General features: G+C 66.3%; 12 protein-coding genes and 1 pseudogene. 6 read left to right on the top strand and 7 right to left on the bottom strand.

Going from position 1 to position 20,730, the window contains the following annotated elements:
- Positions 1 to 13: 13 nt before the first annotated feature.
- Together AB0K11_RS01650 and AB0K11_RS01645 are read right to left on the bottom strand one after the other, a co-directional pair.
- Entirely contained in the window at positions 14 to 1,195 is a 1,182-nt protein-coding gene (locus AB0K11_RS01650) for an acyl-CoA dehydrogenase family protein (protein WP_364971656.1), read from the bottom strand.
- 88 nt (positions 1,196 to 1,283) lie between these two features.
- On the bottom strand, positions 1,284 to 2,339 hold the full coding sequence (locus tag AB0K11_RS01645; RefSeq protein WP_364973618.1) for a ferredoxin--NADP reductase: 1,056 nt from the start codon (positions 2,337 to 2,339) through the stop codon (positions 1,284 to 1,286).
- A gap of 123 nt (positions 2,340 to 2,462) precedes the next feature.
- Between AB0K11_RS01645 and AB0K11_RS01640 the strand changes: the two genes are divergently transcribed.
- Positions 2,463 to 4,085, top strand: coding sequence for an NAD(P)/FAD-dependent oxidoreductase (locus AB0K11_RS01640; protein ID WP_364971654.1), 1,623 nt, complete (start codon positions 2,463 to 2,465; stop codon positions 4,083 to 4,085).
- A 21-nt stretch (positions 4,086 to 4,106) separates the two neighbouring features.
- Here AB0K11_RS01640 and AB0K11_RS01635 read toward each other — a convergent pair whose 3' ends face one another.
- The gene (locus AB0K11_RS01635; protein WP_364971653.1) at positions 4,107 to 4,961 is read right to left on the bottom strand and encodes an alpha/beta fold hydrolase; all 855 of its coding nucleotides are present in this window, start codon (positions 4,959 to 4,961) and stop codon (positions 4,107 to 4,109) included.
- Between the two features lie 141 nt (positions 4,962 to 5,102).
- Complete coding sequence (locus AB0K11_RS01630) at positions 5,103 to 5,696, bottom strand: TetR family transcriptional regulator (protein WP_364971651.1); 594 nt, start codon at positions 5,694 to 5,696, stop codon at positions 5,103 to 5,105.
- A gap of 712 nt (positions 5,697 to 6,408) precedes the next feature.
- On the opposite strand from AB0K11_RS01630, the gene AB0K11_RS01625 reads away from it, so the two are divergent.
- Positions 6,409 to 13,653 carry an Ig-like domain-containing protein gene (locus AB0K11_RS01625; RefSeq protein ID WP_364971650.1) on the top strand — a complete coding sequence of 2,415 codons (7,245 nt, stop codon included), beginning with the start codon at positions 6,409 to 6,411 and terminating at the stop codon, positions 13,651 to 13,653.
- Positions 13,654 to 13,750: 97 nt separating this feature from the next.
- Here the strand turns inward: AB0K11_RS01625 and AB0K11_RS01620 are convergent, their stop codons facing one another.
- Together AB0K11_RS01620 and AB0K11_RS01615 are read right to left on the bottom strand one after the other, a co-directional pair.
- Positions 13,751 to 14,128 (bottom strand): hypothetical protein, encoded by a 378-nt coding sequence (locus tag AB0K11_RS01620; RefSeq protein ID WP_364971649.1) that lies wholly within the window; start codon positions 14,126 to 14,128, stop codon positions 13,751 to 13,753.
- A 219-nt stretch (positions 14,129 to 14,347) separates the two neighbouring features.
- Complete coding sequence (locus tag AB0K11_RS01615; RefSeq protein WP_364971648.1) at positions 14,348 to 14,866, bottom strand: hypothetical protein; 519 nt, start codon at positions 14,864 to 14,866, stop codon at positions 14,348 to 14,350.
- Positions 14,867 to 14,969: 103 nt separating this feature from the next.
- Between AB0K11_RS01615 and lnt the strand changes: the two genes are divergently transcribed.
- The 3 genes and pseudogenes from lnt (at position 14,970) to AB0K11_RS01600 (ending at position 18,264) form a co-directional block, all read left to right on the top strand.
- Positions 14,970 to 16,484 (top strand): apolipoprotein N-acyltransferase, encoded by a 1,515-nt coding sequence (gene lnt / locus AB0K11_RS01610; RefSeq protein WP_364971647.1) that lies wholly within the window; start codon positions 14,970 to 14,972, stop codon positions 16,482 to 16,484.
- A 31-nt stretch (positions 16,485 to 16,515) separates the two neighbouring features.
- Positions 16,516 to 16,944, top strand: a pseudogene (locus tag AB0K11_RS01605) (transposase); the annotation flags it as partial.
- A 234-nt stretch (positions 16,945 to 17,178) separates the two neighbouring features.
- The gene (locus AB0K11_RS01600; RefSeq protein ID WP_364973616.1) at positions 17,179 to 18,264 is read left to right on the top strand and encodes a transglycosylase family protein; all 1,086 of its coding nucleotides are present in this window, start codon (positions 17,179 to 17,181) and stop codon (positions 18,262 to 18,264) included.
- A 19-nt stretch (positions 18,265 to 18,283) separates the two neighbouring features.
- On the opposite strand, the gene AB0K11_RS01595 is transcribed toward AB0K11_RS01600, so the two are convergent.
- Entirely contained in the window at positions 18,284 to 19,768 is a 1,485-nt protein-coding gene (locus AB0K11_RS01595; protein WP_364971646.1) for an NAD(P)/FAD-dependent oxidoreductase, read from the bottom strand.
- On the opposite strand from AB0K11_RS01595, the gene AB0K11_RS01590 reads away from it, so the two are divergent.
- The gene (locus AB0K11_RS01590) at positions 19,731 to 20,654 is read left to right on the top strand and encodes an SDR family NAD(P)-dependent oxidoreductase (protein WP_364971645.1); all 924 of its coding nucleotides are present in this window, start codon (positions 19,731 to 19,733) and stop codon (positions 20,652 to 20,654) included. The two genes, AB0K11_RS01595 and AB0K11_RS01590, sit on opposite strands and share 38 nt — an antisense overlap.
- Positions 20,655 to 20,730: the final 76 nt, after the last annotated feature.

Below are 20,730 nucleotides of genomic sequence, written 5' to 3'. Positions count from 1 at the left end.
CGTGTCCTACAGGTCAGATCATCGCCCGCAGCGGCCCCTGCGGGTCGACGCCCAGGGAGCTCAGCGCCGAGGCGTGGTAGATGGTGCCAGGGACATGGATGGCATGGGCGACGCCGGCGTGCGCATCGCGCCAGTACCGCTGCAGCGGCTTGTCCATCCGCAGTGCGTTGCCGCCCGAGCGGGAGAAGATCTGGTCGACCGCGGCGACTGCCCGCCAGACCGCCTTCACCTGGCTGCGCCGCACAGCCGCACGGTCGGCGAAGCTGACTTCCTTGCCTGCGTCGACCATGTCGTAGACGCGGTCGACGTTGGCCAGCAGCGCCTGGCGGGATGCCTCGATCTCGGCTGCAGCGTCGCCGATGGCGAACATGACGTAGGGGTCGTCCTTGATCGCGGTGCCGTTGGCGCCAACACGTTCACGCTGGTAGTCCAGGTGCGCCGCCAGCGCACCCTCGCAAATGCCGATGGTGGCGGCACTGATCCCCAGCGGGAACATCGTCGACCACGGCATCTTGTAGAGCGTCTTCGTCATGCCGGCTTCGATCTGCGCGGTGCCGTCCATCACCTTCAGGCCGTCCATCGTGCGGTATGCCGGTACGAACGCGTCGCGAACAATGACGTCCTTGGACCCCGTGCCGCGCAGACCGACCACGTCCCAGGAGTCGTCGACGATCTCGTAGTCGGTGCGCGGCAGGATCATGTGCAGGATCTGCGGCGGCATCACGGGTTTGCCGTCGGCGTCACCGACCATCGCGCCGAGGATGATCCAGTCGCACGCGTCGGTGCCGGAGCTGAACTGCCAGCGGCCGTTGAACACGTAGCCGCCGTCGACTGGCTTGGCCACCCCCTGTGGGGCATAGGGTGAGGCGATCCAGGTGTCGACATCGGTGGCCCAGACTTCCTGTGCGACCCGAGGATCTGCGTACGCGAGCTGGTAGGGGTGCACGCCGACCACGCCGTTGACCCACCCCGCCGCCGGGTCGAGCGCCGCGGTGGCCATCACGGTCTCGGCGAACTCGCGGGGGTGCACCTCGAACCCGGCGTATTCGGCCGGCTGCAGCAGGCGGATAGATCCGGCTGCCTTCATGTTCTTGACGGTGGCATCCGACAGCTGGCCGAGCTTCTCGGCCTCGACGGCCTGCTCCTTGAACTGGTCGGCCAGTTCCATCACCCGGTCGATTACCCGCTCGGTCATGAGGTGTCCTTCTCTCGTGAGGCTGTCTTGGATGGTCTACCGCGAAGGGGGCCGACGTGTGGGCTGATCCCGGTGAATGGACGGCGCGTCAGAATTCGACGTGTATGTCGTCTGACAGCGGCCGCGCCTGGCAGCCGAGGATGGTTCCGGCCTCGACGTCGTCGGACTCGAGGATGTCACTGGTCGGCATGTCGACCTCGCCGCGTAGCAGGGTCGCGGCGCAGGAGCCGCATTGGCCCTCCCGGCAGGAGTACGGCACATCGATATTCGCCGCCAACATCGCGTCCACCAGGGTCGACATGGCAGGCCAACGCAACGTGTGCTGTTGTCCGTCGAGGCCGACCCGGACGGTGACCGACTCGCGATCGACGGCGGGGGCGACGACCGGTGGTTCTGCGATCGCGAAGGGATCGCCGGTCAGCGACTGGAAGACCTCGGTGTGCACGGCGCTGCGTGGGACACCGGCGTTCGTGAGCGCGGCCGCAGCGGCGGCCATGAACGGCGTGGGGCCGCAGATGTAGGACTCGGCGTTTCCGAGACGGCGCGCGAGGCCGGTGAGTTGCGGCTGCTGCGGCAACCCCTGCACGGATTCCAGCCAGTGCACCACCGTCAACCGGTCGGGATGGCGGATCGCGAGGTCAGCCAACTCTTCGGCGAAGATGACCGAACGCTCGTCGCGGTTGGCATAGATCAGCGTCACCCGGCCGGTGCCCTCAGCCAGCGCCGATTTCAGTATCGATATCACCGGGGTGATACCGCTGCCCCCCGCCCACAGCAGCAGATCGGCGTCGAGGTCCGCTGGCGTGAAGACCCCAGACGGGGGTAGCGCCTCGATGACGTCCCCTGGATTGACGTTGTCGCACAACCAGTTCGATCCGTAGCCGCCGTCAACCCGCTTGATCGTCACCTTGAGCACGTGATCGGTGTGCGGTGAACTCGACAGCGAATAACAGCGGGCCACCGACGTACTGCCCCGGCCGGGTACCCGTAGCGTCAGGAATTGGCCGGGCCGGTAATTCAGCCGGTGCTGTTCGTGTTCCGCGACGGCGAAGATCAGGGAGCGGGCATCGTGGCTCTCTTCGACGACATCGGCCACGGTGAGCTTCACGCTGCGGGACTCGGGTGGCGAAGACACAACGGTGATGGTGCTGGCGGCTCAAGCGGTGCGCGAGTGCCGAGTCCGATGGCTGGGAAGCGATGACCGCGACGTCCGGTGACCGGGACGGGCTCACCCTCCGCGCGTGTCGGACGCCTACCTTCGACTTTCGTGGACACCACCGCTGACTTGCTAACCGAAGCCGTCGATGCCGTGGTCGTCGGCGCCGGCTTCGCCGGCCTCTACGCTCTCCACAAGCTGCGGGAACAGGGGCTGACGGTTCGGGTGTTCGAGGCGGCGCCCGACGTCGGCGGCACCTGGTACTACAACCGCTATCCAGGAGCGCGATGCGACGTCGAGAGCGTCGACTACTGCTACTCGTTCTCCGAGGACCTCCAGCAGGGGTGGACGTGGACCGAGAAGTACGCGACCCAGGCCGAGATCCTGCGCTACATCAACTGGGTCGCCGACAAGCTGGATCTGCGCCGAGGCATCACGTTCAACGCCAGGGTCACCTCGGCCGTCCTCGACGAGGAGTCGCTGCGGTGGACGGTCACGACGGACACCGGCGCTGTGGTCTGCGCCCGGTTCTGTCTCATGGCCACCGGCCCGCTGTCGGCGGCGCTCACTCCGCAGTTCGACGGACTGGACACCTTCGGCGGCAGGATCTACCACACCGCCGACTGGCCGCACGAAGGCGTCGACTTCACCGGTCGGCGAGTGGCGGTGATCGGCACCGGATCATCGGGAGTGCAATCGATTCCGATCATCGCCGATCAAGCCGAACAGCTCTACGTGTTCCAGCGGACGCCCAACTACAGCGTGCCGGCCGGTAACCGCCCGCTCTGCACCGAGGACGTCGCCCGTATCAAGGCCACCTACGCCGAACGGCGCCGGCTCTCCTGGCGGAGCGGCGGCGGCTCCCCGCACATCGCGCACCCGAAGCTCACCATGGAGGCGTCCGACGAAGAGCGCAGGGCCGCGTTCGAGAAGCGCTGGCAACTCGGCGGGGTCCTGTTCTCCAAGACGTTCCGGGATCAGATGATCGATCCGAGGGCCAACGAGGAAGCTCGCAAGTTCTACGAGGAGAAGATCAGGGCCGTCATCGACGACCCCGACGTCGCCGAGCTGCTCATCCCCTCTGATCACCCGATCGGCACCAAACGCATCTGCACCGATACCAATTATTTCCAAACCTTCAACCGCCCCAACGTGGAGCTGGTCAGCGTCCGCAGAACCCCGATCACCTCGATCGACGCGGATGGGATCAACACCTCCGACGCGCACTACGACATCGACACCATCGTGCTGGCAACCGGTTTCGACGCGATGACCGGAGCATTGGGAAAGATGCAGATCGTCGGGCGCGGCGGTGAAACGCTCAATGACGACTGGCGCGACGGGCCACGCACATACCTCGGGCTCGGAGTGGACGGCTACCCGAACCTGTTCGTCGTCTCCGGACCAGGGGCCCCGGCCGTGCTGGCCAACATGGTCTTGCACGCCGAAGCACATGTGAACTGGATCGCCGACTGCATCCGCTACCTCGACGATCACGGCTACGCGGCCATCGAGGCGACGAAGGAAGCCGTCGACGAGTGGGGCGCAGAGCTGGCGCGCCGCGCCGAGGCGACGCTGTTCACCAAGGCCAACTCCTGGTACATGGGTGCCAATGTGCCCGGCAAGCCGCGGGTGTTCATGCTGTTCATCGGCGGATTCGGTGTCTACCTTGACATCTGCGCGGAGGTCGCCGACGCCGGTTACAAAGGATTCGCTCTGCTGAAGTCCGACTGAGTCCGCCTCCCGTCCGGAACGCTATTCGCGCAGCAGGAACGACCGGACCGTGGCCTCGAACGCCGCCTTCGCCTCGATCATCGCCCAGTGGCCGCAATTCGGGAACACATGCAGTTCGGCGTTCGGGATGGTGCGCATCGGGATCAGCGCCATGTCCAGTGGGCTGACCCGGTCGTCACGGCCCCACGTCAGCAGCGTCGGCGCCGTCACCTTGTGCATCTGCGCCCACGGCAACGGCACATCGGAACTGCGCATGAATGCCATCATCTGGGCGAACGCCGCCTTCCCGTACATCCGTCGCGCTGCGGCGAGCGTGTCAGGATCGGTCGCCAGTTGCCAGCGCTCCTCGATCAGCTCGCCGGTCACCAATTCGGGGTCGTACACCATCGAATGCAGCCAGTCGACGAGCCGCTGCCGGGTGGGGTCCTCGGTGAATTCCTGCAGCAGCCGGATGCCCTCACTGGGGCCGGGGCTGAAGACGTTCGTCCCGATACCGCCGATCGTGACCAGGCGCCGAACGCGGTCCGGATGGTGGATGGCGAAGTTGATGCCAACCCCGCCGCCCATCGAGTTGCCCACGATGTCGACGTGGTCCACTCCGAGCGCGTCGAGGAAGGGCGCGACGACACCCTGTGCGCTGACCATCGGATGCCCGCCCTGGTCATCGCTCACGCCGAAGCCGGGGAATTCGAGTATGAGACAACGAAAGTCGCTGCTGAATGCGGGAAGGATGCCGCGGAAGTTGCGCCACCCCGTGACGCCCGGCCCAGAACCGTGCAAGAACAACAGTGGCGAGCCGGCACCGGTGTCGTAGTAGCGCAGCGTTCCGGCCGGCGTCGACACTTCCTGAAGAGGGATCTCGAGATCGGTGGTCATGGCCCAAGCCTTTCATCGGCCGCTGATGTGGGGTAGGCGACTTCCGGTCAGCGGACGCCGTGTCTGCCGTCGTGCGCGCGACGGTCCACGATGACTCGGTGCTCGATGACCAGCACGTAGTGACTTACCGCCGCTGTCAGGTCAGCTGAGCACTTTAGCGATTCGTTGTAGGCGTTGCCTTGCCTCGGCCGTCGTCGCGCGGCCCTGCACCAAGGCGAGCATGTTCGATACCCATACGTCGGCAATCAGGCCGGCGATCTCGGTCTGTTCCGCCGGTGCCGGACGAGGGCTGATGGCTGAGATGAAGATGCGCGTCAAGGTGTCGCGAACCTGATCCACGTTTGATGCTGCTGAATTTTCGGACAACAGGTACGCGCGCATCAACGCATCCGCGCAGAGCGGGTTACCCCACAGCCGCCGGGTGAGGACCTCCAGCACGTGGGACAGCTGACGCGACGGATCGGTGACTGCTTGCGATCCAGACTCGGATGCCGGTTCGAAGGTGGTCAGCCAACGATCGAGCGCCGCAACCAGCAGGTCGTCCTTCGACGCGAAGTGCTTGTACACCGTGTCGGTCGCTACCTTCGCGTGTTCGGCAACCGTTCGCATGTGGACGGCGTCGTAGCCCTCAGCGGCGAGCGCGAGTGCCGAGGCGACGATGCGCTCACGTTGGGGTCCCCGTTCCGACGGCACCGCCGGAAGCGCTTCCCTGTTGATTGCCGCCTGGTCGGTCACCGATTCAACCGATTGCCGGCGGCCGTCGATAAGACGAAGCTCCCTGGGAATGACGACACTCCTCCTAGCTTGAGGCGTTGCAGCCGCGCAGTGGTGTCGCACCTCGAGGCGGCGGTGATCTCCTGACGCTAAGGGGCGAGACGCATTCACCGACGGTCGCCTTCCGGTCATCGGGATGTTGTCCGGGTGACCGGATCGGACGGATGAGGAGCTTGAATACCTGATTTGCCGGAGTGGGTCGAGGATGTGTTGATGCCATCAACACAAACTGCATCTTCGCAGTGGGCTTCGAGTCAGTTTGCGTCGTTTGGCGGGTGATCTGAGGCGTTCGCCCAGCTCATCGCGTTTCAGCGTCCGGTTCGATTCCCGGCAGCTCCACCAGCCAGGCCGGCCGGACGCAAGGCCTCGCCCGCCTTGTTTTGCATTGTTTATGAGCACGATGCCGCACCGTCCTTAACTGGCGCGGTGGCGAGCATAAGGACGGCGCCTAGTCAGGTTCGGTTTGCTCTACTTGCGGCGAGCAGGGACGGCGCAATTTCGGCGGCACCGAGAATCGATCACAAAAGAGACACATGTCACACCGGTTTCCGCTAGGGTTTGACGGCGCAGTCAATTTGCTGCTGCTCTCGGAGTGGCGTGATCGGGCTGGCACCGACCGAAACTTCACCGACCCCGGTTTCGCGGCGACGTCTGGGTCATCGGGGATGCAGACATGGGTTATGCGATGCACATCGGCCGGGTTGGCGCGTTGGCGGTGGCGCTCGGTGTCGGGGCGGCGGCGGCCACCGGATACGGCATCGGCAATCCGGCGGTGGCATGGGCCGAGGAGGGTTCGCAGTCCACCGGCGACAACTCGGATGACTCCGACAACTCCGACAAACCGTCCGACAAGCCGTCCGACGACGAGGCCGACAATCCGTCCGACGACGAAGCCGATACCGATACGCCGAAATCAGATGCCGACGCCAACATCGGCAGCGCACACCTATCCGATCTGGACGAAGACTCCGATGAGGACGAAGACTCCGATCTGGACGAGGACTCCGATCTCGACGAGGACTCCGATCTCGACGAGGAGGGCGCCGAGCAGGATGTCATCACCCCGACCCCGGTGGTTGACACCCCGCAGAACACCACGCCGCAGACCGGGACCCCCACACCGGTCGCAGTAATCGAAACCGCGGTCGTGACACCCGACCCGCCGGTGCTCACCGAGCCGCCTATCGACTATCTCGCACCCGCCGACACCACCACCGCTTTGATCCAGGACGCCACCGGCCCCACCGACCAGGACAGCGACACCGACGCCGACGCCGACGCCGAACAGTTCAGCGACAGCCAATCCAACGCACGCACGATGAGCACGTTGACCCTCGATGACCCCGCCGCAACACCGCAGATGTTCATCGCCGCCGCGGCCGCGCCCGGCGCCCCAGCCCCGCTGACCGCTCAGCCGGCCAACCTGTCAGAAGCGCTGCTGGGAGCCTCAGAAGTGCTGGGCAATATTTTCAACACCGCCATCACCACCCTGCTGAATTCGATTTTCTCCCCCGGCCCGACCACCCCCGCCCCGCCGATGATGCTGTTCATCGTGCTCGGCTGGGTGCAACGCGAACTGCAACGCAGCCTCTTCAACCAATCTCCCACCGCGGTGGTCGACGCGATCACCACCTCTGAAGACACCCCCGTGGACATCGCGGTGCTGGCCAACGACACCGACGCCGACCTGAGCACCCCGGTCGCCGGCCTGCCCGGCGGCGACGTGCTCACCATCACCAACTACACCCAACCCACCCACGGCGCGGTGGTGCTCAACGAGGACGGCACGTTCACCTACACACCCACCGCCGACTACACCGGCACCGATTCGTTCACCTACACCGTCTCCGATGAAGCCAGCCCCTGGCACGTCCACGGCACCGAGGGCCTGCTCTACGGCGGCCAACACACCTCCACCACCACCGCCACCATCAGCGTCACCCCGGTCAACGATGCCCCCGTCCTCGGACAGGTCACCCTCACACCCGGAGTCGGCAACACCTGGGTGGTGTCGGTCAACGGCAGCAACGACATCGACGGTGACGCGCTGACGACAACGGTCGCGAGCGCCGATGCCAGTATCCCGCTCACGGTGACTCATCTTCCAGGCGGTGGCATTCAGGTCGTGGCCGACCCCACCTGGGCAGCCGCCCACCCCGGAGCCCAGGTGCCGGTCACCGTGACCGTCACCGACGCTCAAAACTTGATCGCCACAACCGGATTGATTATCGGCACCGTCAACAACGTGACCGCTGTCGGCCGAAACGACTTCGGGCAGGCCAACATCCCGGCGCTTCCGGCCGGCGTCACCTACACCCAGGGCGCCGCCGGGTACGTTCACACAGTGCTGCTGCGCTCGGACGGCACCGCCGTCGCCGTCGGCCTCAATTCCTACGGGCAGAACAATATCCCTGCGCTGCCGGACGGGGTCACCTACACGCAGGTGGCCGCCGGCCAAACTTACACTGCATTGCTGCGCTCGGACGGCACCGTGGTGGCTTTCGGCAACAACGACTTCGGGCAGACCAACATCCCCGAGCTGCCAGCCGGACTGACCTACACGCAGGTGGTCGCCGGCGCCCGGAATACGGTGTTGCTGCGCTCGGACGGCACCGCCGTCGTCGTCGGCGCCAATGCCTACGGGCAGAACAACGTCCCCGAGCTACCCGCCGGGGTCACCTACATCCAGGCAGACGCGGGCTTGAACCACACGGTGTTGCTGCGCTCCGACGGCATCGCCGTCGCCTTCGGCCTCAACTCGAATGGCCAGACCAACATCCCGGCGCTGCCCGCAGGCGTCACCTACACGCAGGTGGCGGCCGGCAACGATCAAACGGTGCTATTGCGCTCCGACGGCACCGCCGTGGCCATCGGCGACAACCGATTAGGGCAGACCAACATCCCGGCGCTACCCGCAGGCGTCACCTACGCCGAAGTGGCAGCCGGTCAGGACCACACGGTTCTGCTGCGCTCCGATGGTACTGCGGTGACCATCGGCAGCGCCTTCGCCGGGCAGGGCGCCATCCCGACGCTGCCGAACGGCGTCACGTACACCAAGGTCGCAGTCGGTCAAGACCTCACGATGTTGTTCTCCTCCACTACCGCAACCCCTTTCAACGCTCACCCGGTGGCTACCAACGACACGGCAACCGTCGCCGAAGGCGCCACCGCCACCATCACGGTCATCGCCAACGACACCGACGCCGACGGCACCATCAACGCGGCCACGGTCGTCATCACCGGACAGCCCACTGCCGGAAGCGTCACCGTCAACCCCGACGGCACTGTCACCTATGTTTCCGACGGGACAGAGGTGACCACCGACAGCTTCACCTACCGCGTCAACGACAACATCGGCGCCACCAGTTACGCAGCCACCGTCACTATCACCATCACCCCGGTCAACGACGCACCCCCGGTGATCAACGCGACTGCCGGTGCGCCCGACGAGGTCACAGGCGCGGTGACGGTTACGGTCATCGCGACGGACGCCGACGGCGACCCACTCTCGTTGACGGTCAGCCCGCCGGCGGGTGCATCCGGAACGGTCAGCGCACCGGTGCTGGTGGACGCGGCCACCGGCACCTACACCGTCACCTACACACCCAGCGATACCGCACGGCTAAAGGCCGGTGCGTCCGCCGACCCGATCACCGACAGCTTCTCCGTTTCCGTCAGCGACGGCGTCGGTGACCCCGTGACGGTCACCGTCAACTCCGTTCCGGTCTCCCCGGCAGAACTGAGCGTCACCGCCACCGTCTCCGTCGGCGGGGACCCATATGCGATCGCCTTCAGTCCCGATGGCACCCGTGCCTATGTCGTCAACTTCGCTCAGAGTGGGTACGTCAGCGTTCTCGACACCGATCCCGCAAGCGCCACCTTCAACACCGTCCTCGCCACGATCCCGGCCGGCACCTACGCCGGGGGCGTCGAGGTCAGTCCCGACGGCAACCGCCTTTACGTCAGCACCATCACTTCAACTGGCAATGCCGTGGTGGTCATCGACACCGACCCTGCCAGCGCGACCTACCGCACGGTCATCGCGACCGTCCCGGTCGGGGACGTCCGTCTTCCTCTTCGCGACATCACAACTACCCCCGACGGTAAGCGCATCTACGTCGCCAACTCAATCAACGGCACGGTGGCAATGATCGACACCGACCCTGCCAGCGCGACCTATCACACCGTGGTCGCGACAGTCCGTGTTGGCTCCGGACCCTTTGAGGTAGCGATCACTCCAGACTTCGCCCGCGCCTACGTCACCAACAATTCCAGTGACTCCGTGTCGGTGATCGACATCAATCCCACCAGCGCGACGTACAACAGCGTCGTCGCCACCATTCCCGTCGCGGTCGCTCCCAATACGGTGGAGATCACCTCCGATGGCAAGCAGATTTACATCGCCAGCCGAATCGGTGTCGTCTCGGTGATCGACGGAGATCCCACCAGCCCGACCTACAACACCGTCATCGCCACCATCCCGGTCGCTGTCGCGGACGGGGCGGGACTCAGGCCGGATGACTCACTGGCGTACGCGATCAGCTACTTCACCAGAGTGGTATCGGTGATCGACGCCAGTCCGGCCAGCCCCACCTACAACACCATCATCGCCACGGCGCCCCTCCAGAATCGCCTTGCCTACCTAGCGTTCAGCCCCGACGGCACCCGCGCCTACGTCTCTGCGAGTGAAGGAGTCGTGTACGTGGTCTCGGTCACCCCGGCCAATGCCTCCCCGGTAGCCAACCCCGACACCGCCATCGTCGCCGAAGGCGCAACCGCCACCATCCCGCTCACGGCCAACGACATGGACGTCGACGGCACCATCAACACGTCGACGGTAGTCATTACCCAGCAGCCCTCAGCCGGAAGCCTCACCGTCAACCCGAACGGTTCGGTCACCTACGCCTCCGACGGCACCGAGGTGACCTCCGACAGCTTCCAGTATCAGGTCAACGACAACAAGGGCAAGACCAGCAACGCAGCCACCGTCACGATCACCATCACCTCCGTCAACGACGCCCCGGTGGCCAACAACGACACCGCCACCGTCGAAATAGGTGAAACGAAGAAGATCGCGCTTTTGGCCAACGACACCGACGTCGACGGCACCATCAACCCGGAAACGATCGTCATCACCAAACAACCCTCGGGGGGAGTCCTCACCGTCGAGGACGGCAGTGTTAGGTACACCGCCACCAGCACGGCAAATGACAGCTTCACTTACACCGTCGAGGACAACGCCGGGGCCATCAGCAACACAGCCACGGTGACGATCACCAGGCCCAACGAGAGGCCGGTCGTCGCAGACCAGAGTCTCGCCATGGCGGAGGACACGTCGGTGAGAATCGACTTGCTCGCCACCGACGCGGAGAACAACGCTTTGACGTTTGGACACATCACAACTCCGCCGGACGTCACCGTCCAAACGGTCAACGAGAACGGCTCGTTGTCACTCATCCTCACGCCGCCGGCCAACTACAACGGCCCGATCACCATCTCCTACACCGTCGTTCAAGGCGCCTCGGGCGAACCGGGCGTTCCCTACGCCGAAAGCAATGAAGCGACCGTGACGATCACCGTCACTCCGGTCAACGACGCCCCAGTCGCGACCACCGACGCGTACAGCACCAATGAGGGCACCGCGCTGGTCGTCGCCGGGCCCGGCGTGCTGGGCAACGACACCGACGTCGACGGCAACCCGTTGACCGCGGTCAAGGTCACCAACCCCGCCCACGGAACCGTCACGGTCAACCCCAACGGATCGTTCACCTACACCCCCAACGCCAACTACAGCGGACCGGACAGCTTCACCTACAAGGTCAACGACGGCGACCTCGACAGCAACACGGCAACCGTCAACATCACGGTCAACCCGGTCAACGACGCCCCGACAGCGACCAACGACGCGTACACCACCAACGAGGACACGGCACTCAACGTGGCTGTGTCCATTGGCGTACTGAGCAACGACACCGATCCCGAAAACAATGCGTTGACCGCGGTGAAGCTCAGCAATCCCGCGCACGGAACGGTCACGCTCAACGCGAACGGATCGTTCACCTACACCCCCAACGCCAACTACAGCGGACCGGACAGCTTCACCTACAAGGTCAACGACGGCGACCTCGACAGCAACACGGCCACCGTCAACATCACGGTCAACCCGGTCAACGACGCCCCGACAGCGACCAACGACGCGTACACCACCAACGAGGACACGGCACTCAACGTGGCTGTGTCCATTGGCGTACTGAGCAACGACACCGATCCCGAAAACAATGCGTTGACCGCGGTGAAGCTCAGCAATCCCGCGCACGGAACGGTCACGCTCAACGCGAACGGATCGTTCACCTACACCCCCGCGCCCAATTTCACCGGACAGGATTCATTCACCTACAAGGCCGGAAATGGTGTCCTGGAAAGCAACGTGGCCACCGTGAACATCACGGTCAACCCGGTCAACGATGCGCCGACAGCGACCAACGACAGCTACACCGCCATCGAGGACACCACGCTCTTCGTCGCGGCGCCCCAAAGCGTGTTGCGCAACGACACCGACGTCGACGGCAACCCGCTGAGAGCGGAGAAGGTCACCGACCCCGCCCACGGCATCGTCACCTTCAACCCGGACGGAACGTTCACCTACCTCGCCGCGGCCAACTACAACGGGCCCGACTCGTTCACCTACAAAGTCAGCGACGGCACCCTCTACAGCAACACGGTCACCGTGAACCTGACGGTCAATGCGGTCAACGACGCCCCGGCCGCGACCAACGACGCCTTCAGCACCAACGAGGACACCGCGCTGGTCATCACCGGAGCCGGCGTGCTCGGCAACGACGCCGACGTCGAGGGCAATCCGCTGACCGCCGTCAAGGTCACCGATCCCGCCCACGGGACGGTCACGCTCAACGCGAACGGATCGTTCACCTACACCCCCACGGCCAACTACTTCGGGTCCGACTCCTTCACCTACCGGGCCAACGACGGCGCCACCGTCGGCAACGTCGCCACCGTGACCGTCACCGTCAACCCGGTCAACGACGCCCCGGTCGGGACCAACGACTCCTATACCCTCGCCGAGGACACCACGCTGACTGTCGCCGCTCCGGGACTGCTCACCAACGACTTCGACGCCGAAGGGCCCCTGTTCATCAGCAACCGCACATCGGTTTCGCATGGCACGATCGAAGTCTTGTCGAACGGTTCGTTCACCTACACGCCGACGGCCAACTACAACGGCACCGACTCCTTCACCTATCGCGTGTCCGACGGCACCGTGACCTCGGCGCCGATCACGGTGAACTTCACCATCACCCCGGTCGCCGACCCCGACAACGCCCCCCCGGTGGGCAACACCGACGCCTACACCACCGCCGAGGACACCACGCTGAACATCCCCGCCCCCGGACTGCTCACCAACGACACCGACGCCAACGGCCAGCAGTTGTTCATCACCGATGCCATCGCCCCGGCGCACGGAACCCTCGGCATCAACCCAGATGGCTCCTTCACCTACACCCCGTCGCTCAACTACAACGGCCCCGACTCCTTCAGCTACCAAGTGTCCGACGGCATCGACAAGTCGGCGCCGACGACGGTCAACATCACCGTCACACCGGTCAACGACGCACCGACGATAAACAACGACACCATCCCCTTCCCCAAGAACGGATTCATCGGCTTCAGCCTGCAGAACAGATCCTCCGACGTCGACGGCGACACCCTGACCGCAACCCTGATCAGCGGCACCACGCACGGAACGCTGACCTTCGACGGCGTCCAGCGGACGTTCAGCTACAGGCCCAACACCGACTACGTCGGTGAGGACTCATTCACCTACAAGGTCAGCGACGGCAGACTCGAAAGCCCGACTGCCACGGTCACCTTGAACGTCACCGCACCTATCGAAGCCTGAAACGCCAGTTTCCGAGAGCCATTCGCGCTCGTGCCGGCCTCTGCTCAGCGGTGCCTCTGACACGCGCCATCTCTTCAAGCGGTTATGAGCCCGGTCCTTATGGGCCGAAGAAATGGCATCCAACCGGGTTGGTCGCGCAGTAAGAACCCGGTGCCGGTGGTGCGGGCGGTGGAGGCGGCGTCCGCCCGGGTGGGGAACCGATCCAGATATGGCTCTTCACCGGTTCGCCGGTGGGAATGTTCGTGATGGGGACGTTGCCTTCCCCGAACGGGACGTACCAGTAGTCGTGGCAGACGTTGTCGTCCCAGCCGAAGTCGGCCAACGGACCCAAGGGCACCGGTTGGCCGGGGCACCACGTTCCGGTCGGATTCTCGGCGGCGGCGAAACCTGCGCCCAGCCCCAGCCCGGCCGCCGCGATGGCGCCCGAGATCACGGCCACGGCGACCGTGTGCGCCATCATCTTGGTGGTGTGCATATCGTGTCCTTTGTCCGCCGCGGCCACCGGGCTGCGAATATCTTGCGTTTGCTGATATTTGACGGGTCAGATAATTTGCCCTGCTCGGCCGAGGTAATTAGACCCCGCCGAGGTTGCTGCCGATCGCAATTTCGACAAATTGTGGGTGGCGCACTTCGGCGACCGGCCGGCCGGCATGCTGCTTCGTCCCGCGCCGCGCCACCGGGGTCCGGTTCGACGTCACGGGTACATGTCCGACGGTGCCCGCCCCGGCGCCATGGCACGGGCGGCCAATACGGCCGCGGCGCCGGAGAGGACGTGCCAGGCGCCGTGGTACTGCCAGACGCTGTCGGGTCGGCAGAGCGGTGATCCCGAGCGTCCTGCGGCGTAGGCGGCCAGCCCCAGCGCGAAGACCCCGGCCGCTCCCGCCCAGGCCGACCGCCATCCCGGGCGCCGGCTACGGGCGAGAACGGCGGCGTACACCGCTATTGCGGCGACGATCGGCCAGTCGTGCGCGGGCTCGGCCCAGGACGGCTGAGGCCCGTGGTAGACGACGCTGCCGGCCCCGACCGCTACAAGCGCCACTCCGGCGGCACCGGCAAGCGGAGCCCTCCACCGCACGGCCCAGCACAGCACGGCCATCCCGGCGACGACGTACGCCAGGCTGGTGACGGCCAGGACGGGCTGCGCCAGCGCGGCGGCGAGGATGCGCTCGCAGTCCGAGTGACCGAAACTCGCAGGAGCGGTCAAGACCTGCATGGTCGATCCACCGTAGCGCGCCCGGCGCCCGGCAGACTGGGGTTGGGTGACCGACCAGCCGGTGGGACCGGAGACGTCGAGTGACGCATAGGCGGTGCGTGTTTTGGGCCGAACGTGGTCAGGCCTCGCGGCGGCAGCGCTCGCCGGAGCGCTGCCGGCGCTTGCGTTCCCTGCGCCGTCGTGGTGGTGGCTGGCCTGGTTCGGCATCGTCCCCCTGCTGTTGGTGGTGCGTGCGGCGGCTACTGCCCGCGCTGCCGCTCTGCGGGCGTGCTGCGGAATGGCCGGCTTCGTGCTGGCCACCCAGTACTGGCTGCTGCCGAGTGCCGGGCCGCTGCTGATCGTGCTGGCCATCGGACTGGGCGCGTTGTGGGTGCCGTGGGGTATGGCCGCGTATCTGCTACTGCGCGAACCCATCACGGCCCGCGGAACGCTCGCGGCCATGGTGGTGCTGCCGAGTGCATGGGTGATGGCCGAAGCGGTGCGATCATGGCCGAGTCTCGGCGGTCCATGGGCATTGCTCGGCGCGTCGCAGTGGAACCAGCCGGCCACGCTCGCCTCGGCATCACTCGGCGGCGTGTGGCTCACCAGTTTCGCGATCGTCGGTGCGAACACCGCGATCGCCGGTGTGATCCTGCATCGGCGCATGTCCTTCCGCGTCGCCACGGCAGCGGTGGCAGTGGCGTGTGCGGCACTCGGTCCGGCGTGGTTCTGGCTGGGACCAGCTCCTGCGGCGGGTTCGACGGTACGGGTGGCGCTCGTTCAGCCGGGCGACATCGAGGACTCCGCCGCCCGTCAGGCGGCCGCCGAAGCATTGACCGCCACTCTGGGAGGTCGGCGGCTCGACGTGGTCGTCTGGGGCGAGAGCAGCGTCGGGGTCGATCTCACCGGACGGCCGGAGGCCATGGCGCGCCTGGCCGCATTGTCCCAACGGGTCGGCGCGGACCTGCTCGTCAACGTCGACGCCCGCGACCGCACGGGCGGAATCTCGAAATCGTCGGTCCTCATCGGACCGAACGGATCGCACGGCGCATACACGAAAACGCGGCTCGTCCCATTCGGCGAGTACGTGCCGCTGCGCCCGCTGCTCGGTTGGGCCACCCGGAACACCGAGGCGGCGGCCGAGGACCGACGGCGCGGCAGTGGGCAGGTCGTGTTGCACACCGGTCCGTCGGAAGCCGACTCGGAAAAGCCCGTCGGAGGGCTCGCCATCGGACCGCTGATCAGTTTCGAGACGACGTTCTCCGATCTTCCCCGCCGGGAGGTGCAGCGTGGTGCGCAGCTGCTCGTGTATCAGAGTTCCACCTCGACGTACCAAGGAACCTGGGCGCAGGCGCAGTTGGCCAGCCAGGCCGCGGTACACGCCGCGGAGGTGGGTCACCCAGCGGTGCACACCGGATTGTCAGGAATCAGCACTGCATTCGACGCACGCGGCCGGCAACTCGCCTGGTACCCCGCCACCGAACGTGGCGCGATCGTGGTCGACGTCCCGCTCGATTCACACACCACCGTGTTCCAACGGTTCGGGGACTGGGTGTTGGCGCTCGCCTTTTGCATCTTCGCCTGCGCCGTCGTCGTAGCGACCATGCGCCATCGGCGCTCAACACGCCGGGCGGGATGACGGCCCCCGAATCGGTTCGGGGGCATGATTGATGGCTGATGAACCCCATCACGGTGGATTGTTCGAGCTAGTCGTGGTCAGCGGGCAGGTGCGCGGCTCGCGAGGTCGAAGCCTCGTGCTGCGCAGTGCGTTTCGGGTATCCGCCCACGTTCGGAGATCGCCGTCGCCGGACGGCGGGATGCCGTCCGCGCAGCTGGCCCGGTTGATTGCGGTATTGGTCGACGAGCACCTGGAACTCGCCCCCATTCGGGCCGCCTACGCCGACGGGCGCGATACGCCGCCATGTGATCCGCGTCTGCTGGTCGGGATCCTGTTGTACGGCTACACCACCGGCGTGCGCTCGTCGCGGCTTATCGAACGCAGGTGCGTCGATGATGGGAACTTCCGGTGGCTGGCCGCAGGGCAGCTCCTGGACCATCGAGAGATCGCACGGTTCCGTAGGCGGCACTTGGCTGAGCTGACGCCGCTTTTCGTTCACGCGTTGGTGTTGTGCCGGGCCGCGGGTGTGCTCCGGCTAGGCCGGATCGCGCTGAACGGGACGACGAACAGACTGGCCGAGAAGGTCGTGACCCTGTTGGCCGACGCCGAACACACCGATACGGCCGAGGACGCGGCGTGCAGTAGAGCGCAGATCGGCAAGGCGCCGCAGCAGCCCGCCCCGACCGAGAGTAGAACGGACACCGGAACATCGAAGGTGCAACGTGCGCTGGTCGGCGCACTCTTGTCGGCATTGATGTTCGCGGGCGGCTACGCCGTGGTGGTCCACAAGAGCGTCACGTTGTCCGTTGACGACGTGTCGATGACGGTATCGACCATGAAGTCGCGCGTGATCGACGTGGCGCGGGAGAACGGCTTCGCCGTGGGCGAGCACGACGAACTCCACCCAGCCGCCGATCATCGGATCCACGAGTCCGACACCATCGTGTTGAGACGCGGTCGCCCGCTGCAGGTGTCGATCGACGGTCAACCGAGCAAGCAGGTGTGGACGACCGCCTTGACCGTTGACGAGGCACTCGAGCAGCTGTCGATGAGTGACCATGCGCCCGTTGCGGCGTCCCGCGCCGGCCGCCTGCCGTTGGCCGGCATGGCGTTGCCGTTGGTGAGCCCGAAACAGGTGCACATCAACGACGGCGGCGTGGCCGGCGATCGACGCATTGCGGCAACCACGGTGGGGCATTTGCTGACAGCGGCAGGCGCGCCGCTCCAGCAGGACGACACGGTGGTGCCCCCGATGTCTACGCCAGTCAGTGCTGGCATGCGGATCGTGGTGACCCGCATCAGGACTCATGAGGTCGACGCGCGCATGCCCCTGCAGGCGCCGCTGCGGCGCATCCACGACCCGACGATGAACCTCAGCCGCCGCGTCGTCGAGGACCGCGGAAGGCCCGGCACCCAGGATGTCACCTATGCCGTCTCGACGGTCAACGGGCGCGAGGTCGGCCGGCGGCTGGTCGCTCACAATGTCGTGACACCCGCTCGGGCGCAGGTACAGCGGGTCGGTGCCAAGCCGGGCACCCAGGTGCCTCTGGTGCGCAACAGCGCCACGTGGGACGCGCTTGCGTCCTGCGAATCCAGCGGCAACTGGGCGATCAACACCGGCAACGGATTCTACGGCGGCGTGCAGTTCACGCAGAGCACCTGGGAGGGCCACGGCGGACTGCGTTATGCGCCGCGGGCCGACCTGGCCAGTCGAGAAGAGCAGATCGCGATCGCCGAGGTCACTCGGGCGAAGCAGGGCTGGGGCGCGTGGCCGGTATGCAGCACCAGAGTGCGACGCTGACCGTTCCGAGGCGGAGCAGCTATTCCAGGTTCGACGGCATGGAATGCAAGCGAGTCCAGAGATGGGGGACCGGACGGACGCCGAGTTGGCTGACCACCATCTGCGCGGCCTGGCTGACTCCTTCGGTGAAGGTGGGGAACGCGAACTGGAGCTCGGCGACGTCCTCGACACGCATGCCTGCCGCCATGCAGGCCGCGACCATCTGGATGACCTCGGCGGAGTACTCGCCGAGCACATGCGCGCCGACGATCTGCCTGCGCGCGGTCTCGACGATCAACTTGCAGAACCCTTCCGGGTGTCCGTCGGCGACGGGCCGCAACATGTCCTCGTAGCGGGCCACGGCGACAGTGCAGTCGTAGCGCGCGCGGGCCTGCTCCTCCGTCAGTCCGACGCTGCCGTATTCGGGGTCGGTGAAACTGCCGCCGGGAACGATCTCGTGCACCACCTTGCGACGCCTGCCGAGCACCGCGTTCTCGGCCGCGACACGGCCTTCGAGGGTTGCGCTGCTGATGACCATGCTGTTCCCGTCGACGTCGCCGGCGGCGAAGATGTGCGGCACGTTCGTTGCCGTGTGCTCGTCGACCACCACGTAGCCGCGCTCGGTGATCAGGCCGGCTGCGGCGGCGTCGACCCGGTCGGCGTTTCCGGGCCAGCCGACTGCGAAGAACGTGGCGTCCACATCGACCGTCCCTTCCTCCTCGCCGACGCGGTAGAGGACGCGGACACCGGGGGTGAGCGCGTCGATCCGGTACACGGCAGCGCCGGTGACGACTCTGATGCCGCGCGCGCGATACGCGTGTTCCAGCGCGGCCGAGACGTCGGCATCGGCCCGCGGCACCATCCGCGGCGCGTACTCGACGAGCGTGATGTCACAGCCGAAGTCCGCGAGGATCGACGCGAGCTGGCAGCCGGTGTCGGCGGCGCCGATGACGCAGACCCGGTCGGGTAGGGCGGTCAGGCCGCGGATGTCCTCATAGGTCAGGCCGAGCTCGGCTCCGGGAATCGGCAGTCGCCCGGCCCTGCCGCCCGCGGCGATGATCACCCGGTCGGCGCTCCATCTGCGCCCGTCGGCCACGGCGACGGTTTCGGCGTCGAGGAACCGGGCGTCGCCGGCCTCCTCGACGAGATCGACTCCGGCGGAGCGGATGTGGTCGGCGAGCCGCTTGCGTTCATACAGGTAGTCGGCCACCCGCTGCGCGTTCGCTAGGGTGGCGGCGAGGTCGACCTGGGGTCGCGGCCCGTGCAGACCGAATCTCTCCCAAGAGTTCCAGTCGCGCACCAGTCGTGCGGCGCGAGCCAGGGTGCGCACCGGCGCAGGACCGCTGTTCAGGGCGGTTCCACCGACTCGGTCCCGCTCGATGAGCGTGACCTGTGCCCCCAGCCCGGCGGCGTGCAGGGCAGCGGACACGCCGGCGGGGCCACCTCCGATGACGACAACATGCATGTGGACCAGACCCTTTCGCGACGTGGCTGCATCGGACGAGACCCGATGCCATCCCTGCATACTGACGGTCCCACCGCAGGTTCGCGGGCTTTGGCGAAATGGCGAACGAAGCTTCACCGTCGTCGGCCTGACAGGCCCGTACGCTTCTGGCGTGACCATCAGCGCCCCGGACAGGAACCAAGGACGAGGACGCCTCGTCGGGAAGTCCGCGGTGATCACCGGCGCGGCCTTCGGCATCGGTCGGGCGACCGCCGAGCTGTTCGCGCGCGAGGGCGCCCGCCTGGTGGTGACCGATGTTCAGGGTGAGCCGTTGCTGGCGTTCGCCGACGAGCTGCGGCACGCCGGCGCGGAGGTCGAGACCGTCATCGGCGACGTCTCGATCGAGGAGGACGCGCGGCGGATGATCGAGGCGGCGGCCGAGCGTTTCGGGCGGCTCGATGTGCTGGTGGCCAACGCCGGTGTCATCCCGCTCGGCGACGTGCTGGAGATGACCGCCGCCGACTGGGACGACGTGATGGCCATCGACGGCCGCGGCATGTTCCTCACCTGTAAGTTCGCGATCGAGGCGATGCTGGCGACCGGTGGTGGGGCCATCGTCTGCCTCTCCTCGATCTCCGGGCTGGCCGGACAGAAGCGGCAGGCGGCCTACGGGCCGGCCAAGTTTGTCGCCACCGGGCTGACCAAACACCTGGCGGTCGAGTGGGCCGACCGGGGGATCAGAGTCAACGCCGTCGCCCCCGGGACGATCCGAACCGACGCTGTCAGGCGGATTCCGGACGAGCCGGGTGGCGCGGATTATCTGGCGGCGATCGAACGCATGCACCCGATGGGCCGTCTCGGAGAACCGGACGAAGTCGCACGCGCCATCGTCTTCCTCGCCTCCGACGACGCCTCGTTCATCACCGGCGCCGTGCTGCCCGTCGACGGCGGATACCTGGCGCAATAGCCGCGGTGCGTCGACTCAGGGGGCGACCGCCATTACCTGACGGGTAATCGCGCAGCGCACGTCGATCCGCGACACT

Source organism: Mycobacterium sp. NPDC050551 (genome assembly GCF_040674075.1).
Classification (GTDB): domain Bacteria; phylum Actinomycetota; class Actinomycetes; order Mycobacteriales; family Mycobacteriaceae; genus Mycobacterium.
Note: the sequence above shows the minus strand (reverse complement) of the source record. Positions and strands in the feature narration are given on the sequence as shown.

Coding starts and splice junctions, on each gene's coding strand:
- AB0K11_RS01595 (WP_364971646.1), bottom strand. CDS start 19,768: ATGCAGGGATGGCATCGGGTCTCGTCCGATGCAGCCACGTCGCGAAAG.
- AB0K11_RS01625 (WP_364971650.1), top strand. CDS start 6,409: ATGGGTTATGCGATGCACATCGGCCGGGTTGGCGCGTTGGCGGTGGCG.
- AB0K11_RS01615 (WP_364971648.1), bottom strand. CDS start 14,866: ATGCAGGTCTTGACCGCTCCTGCGAGTTTCGGTCACTCGGACTGCGAG.
- AB0K11_RS01650 (WP_364971656.1), bottom strand. CDS start 1,195: ATGACCGAGCGGGTAATCGACCGGGTGATGGAACTGGCCGACCAGTTC.
- AB0K11_RS01620 (WP_364971649.1), bottom strand. CDS start 14,128: ATGCACACCACCAAGATGATGGCGCACACGGTCGCCGTGGCCGTGATC.
- AB0K11_RS01635 (WP_364971653.1), bottom strand. CDS start 4,961: ATGACCACCGATCTCGAGATCCCTCTTCAGGAAGTGTCGACGCCGGCC.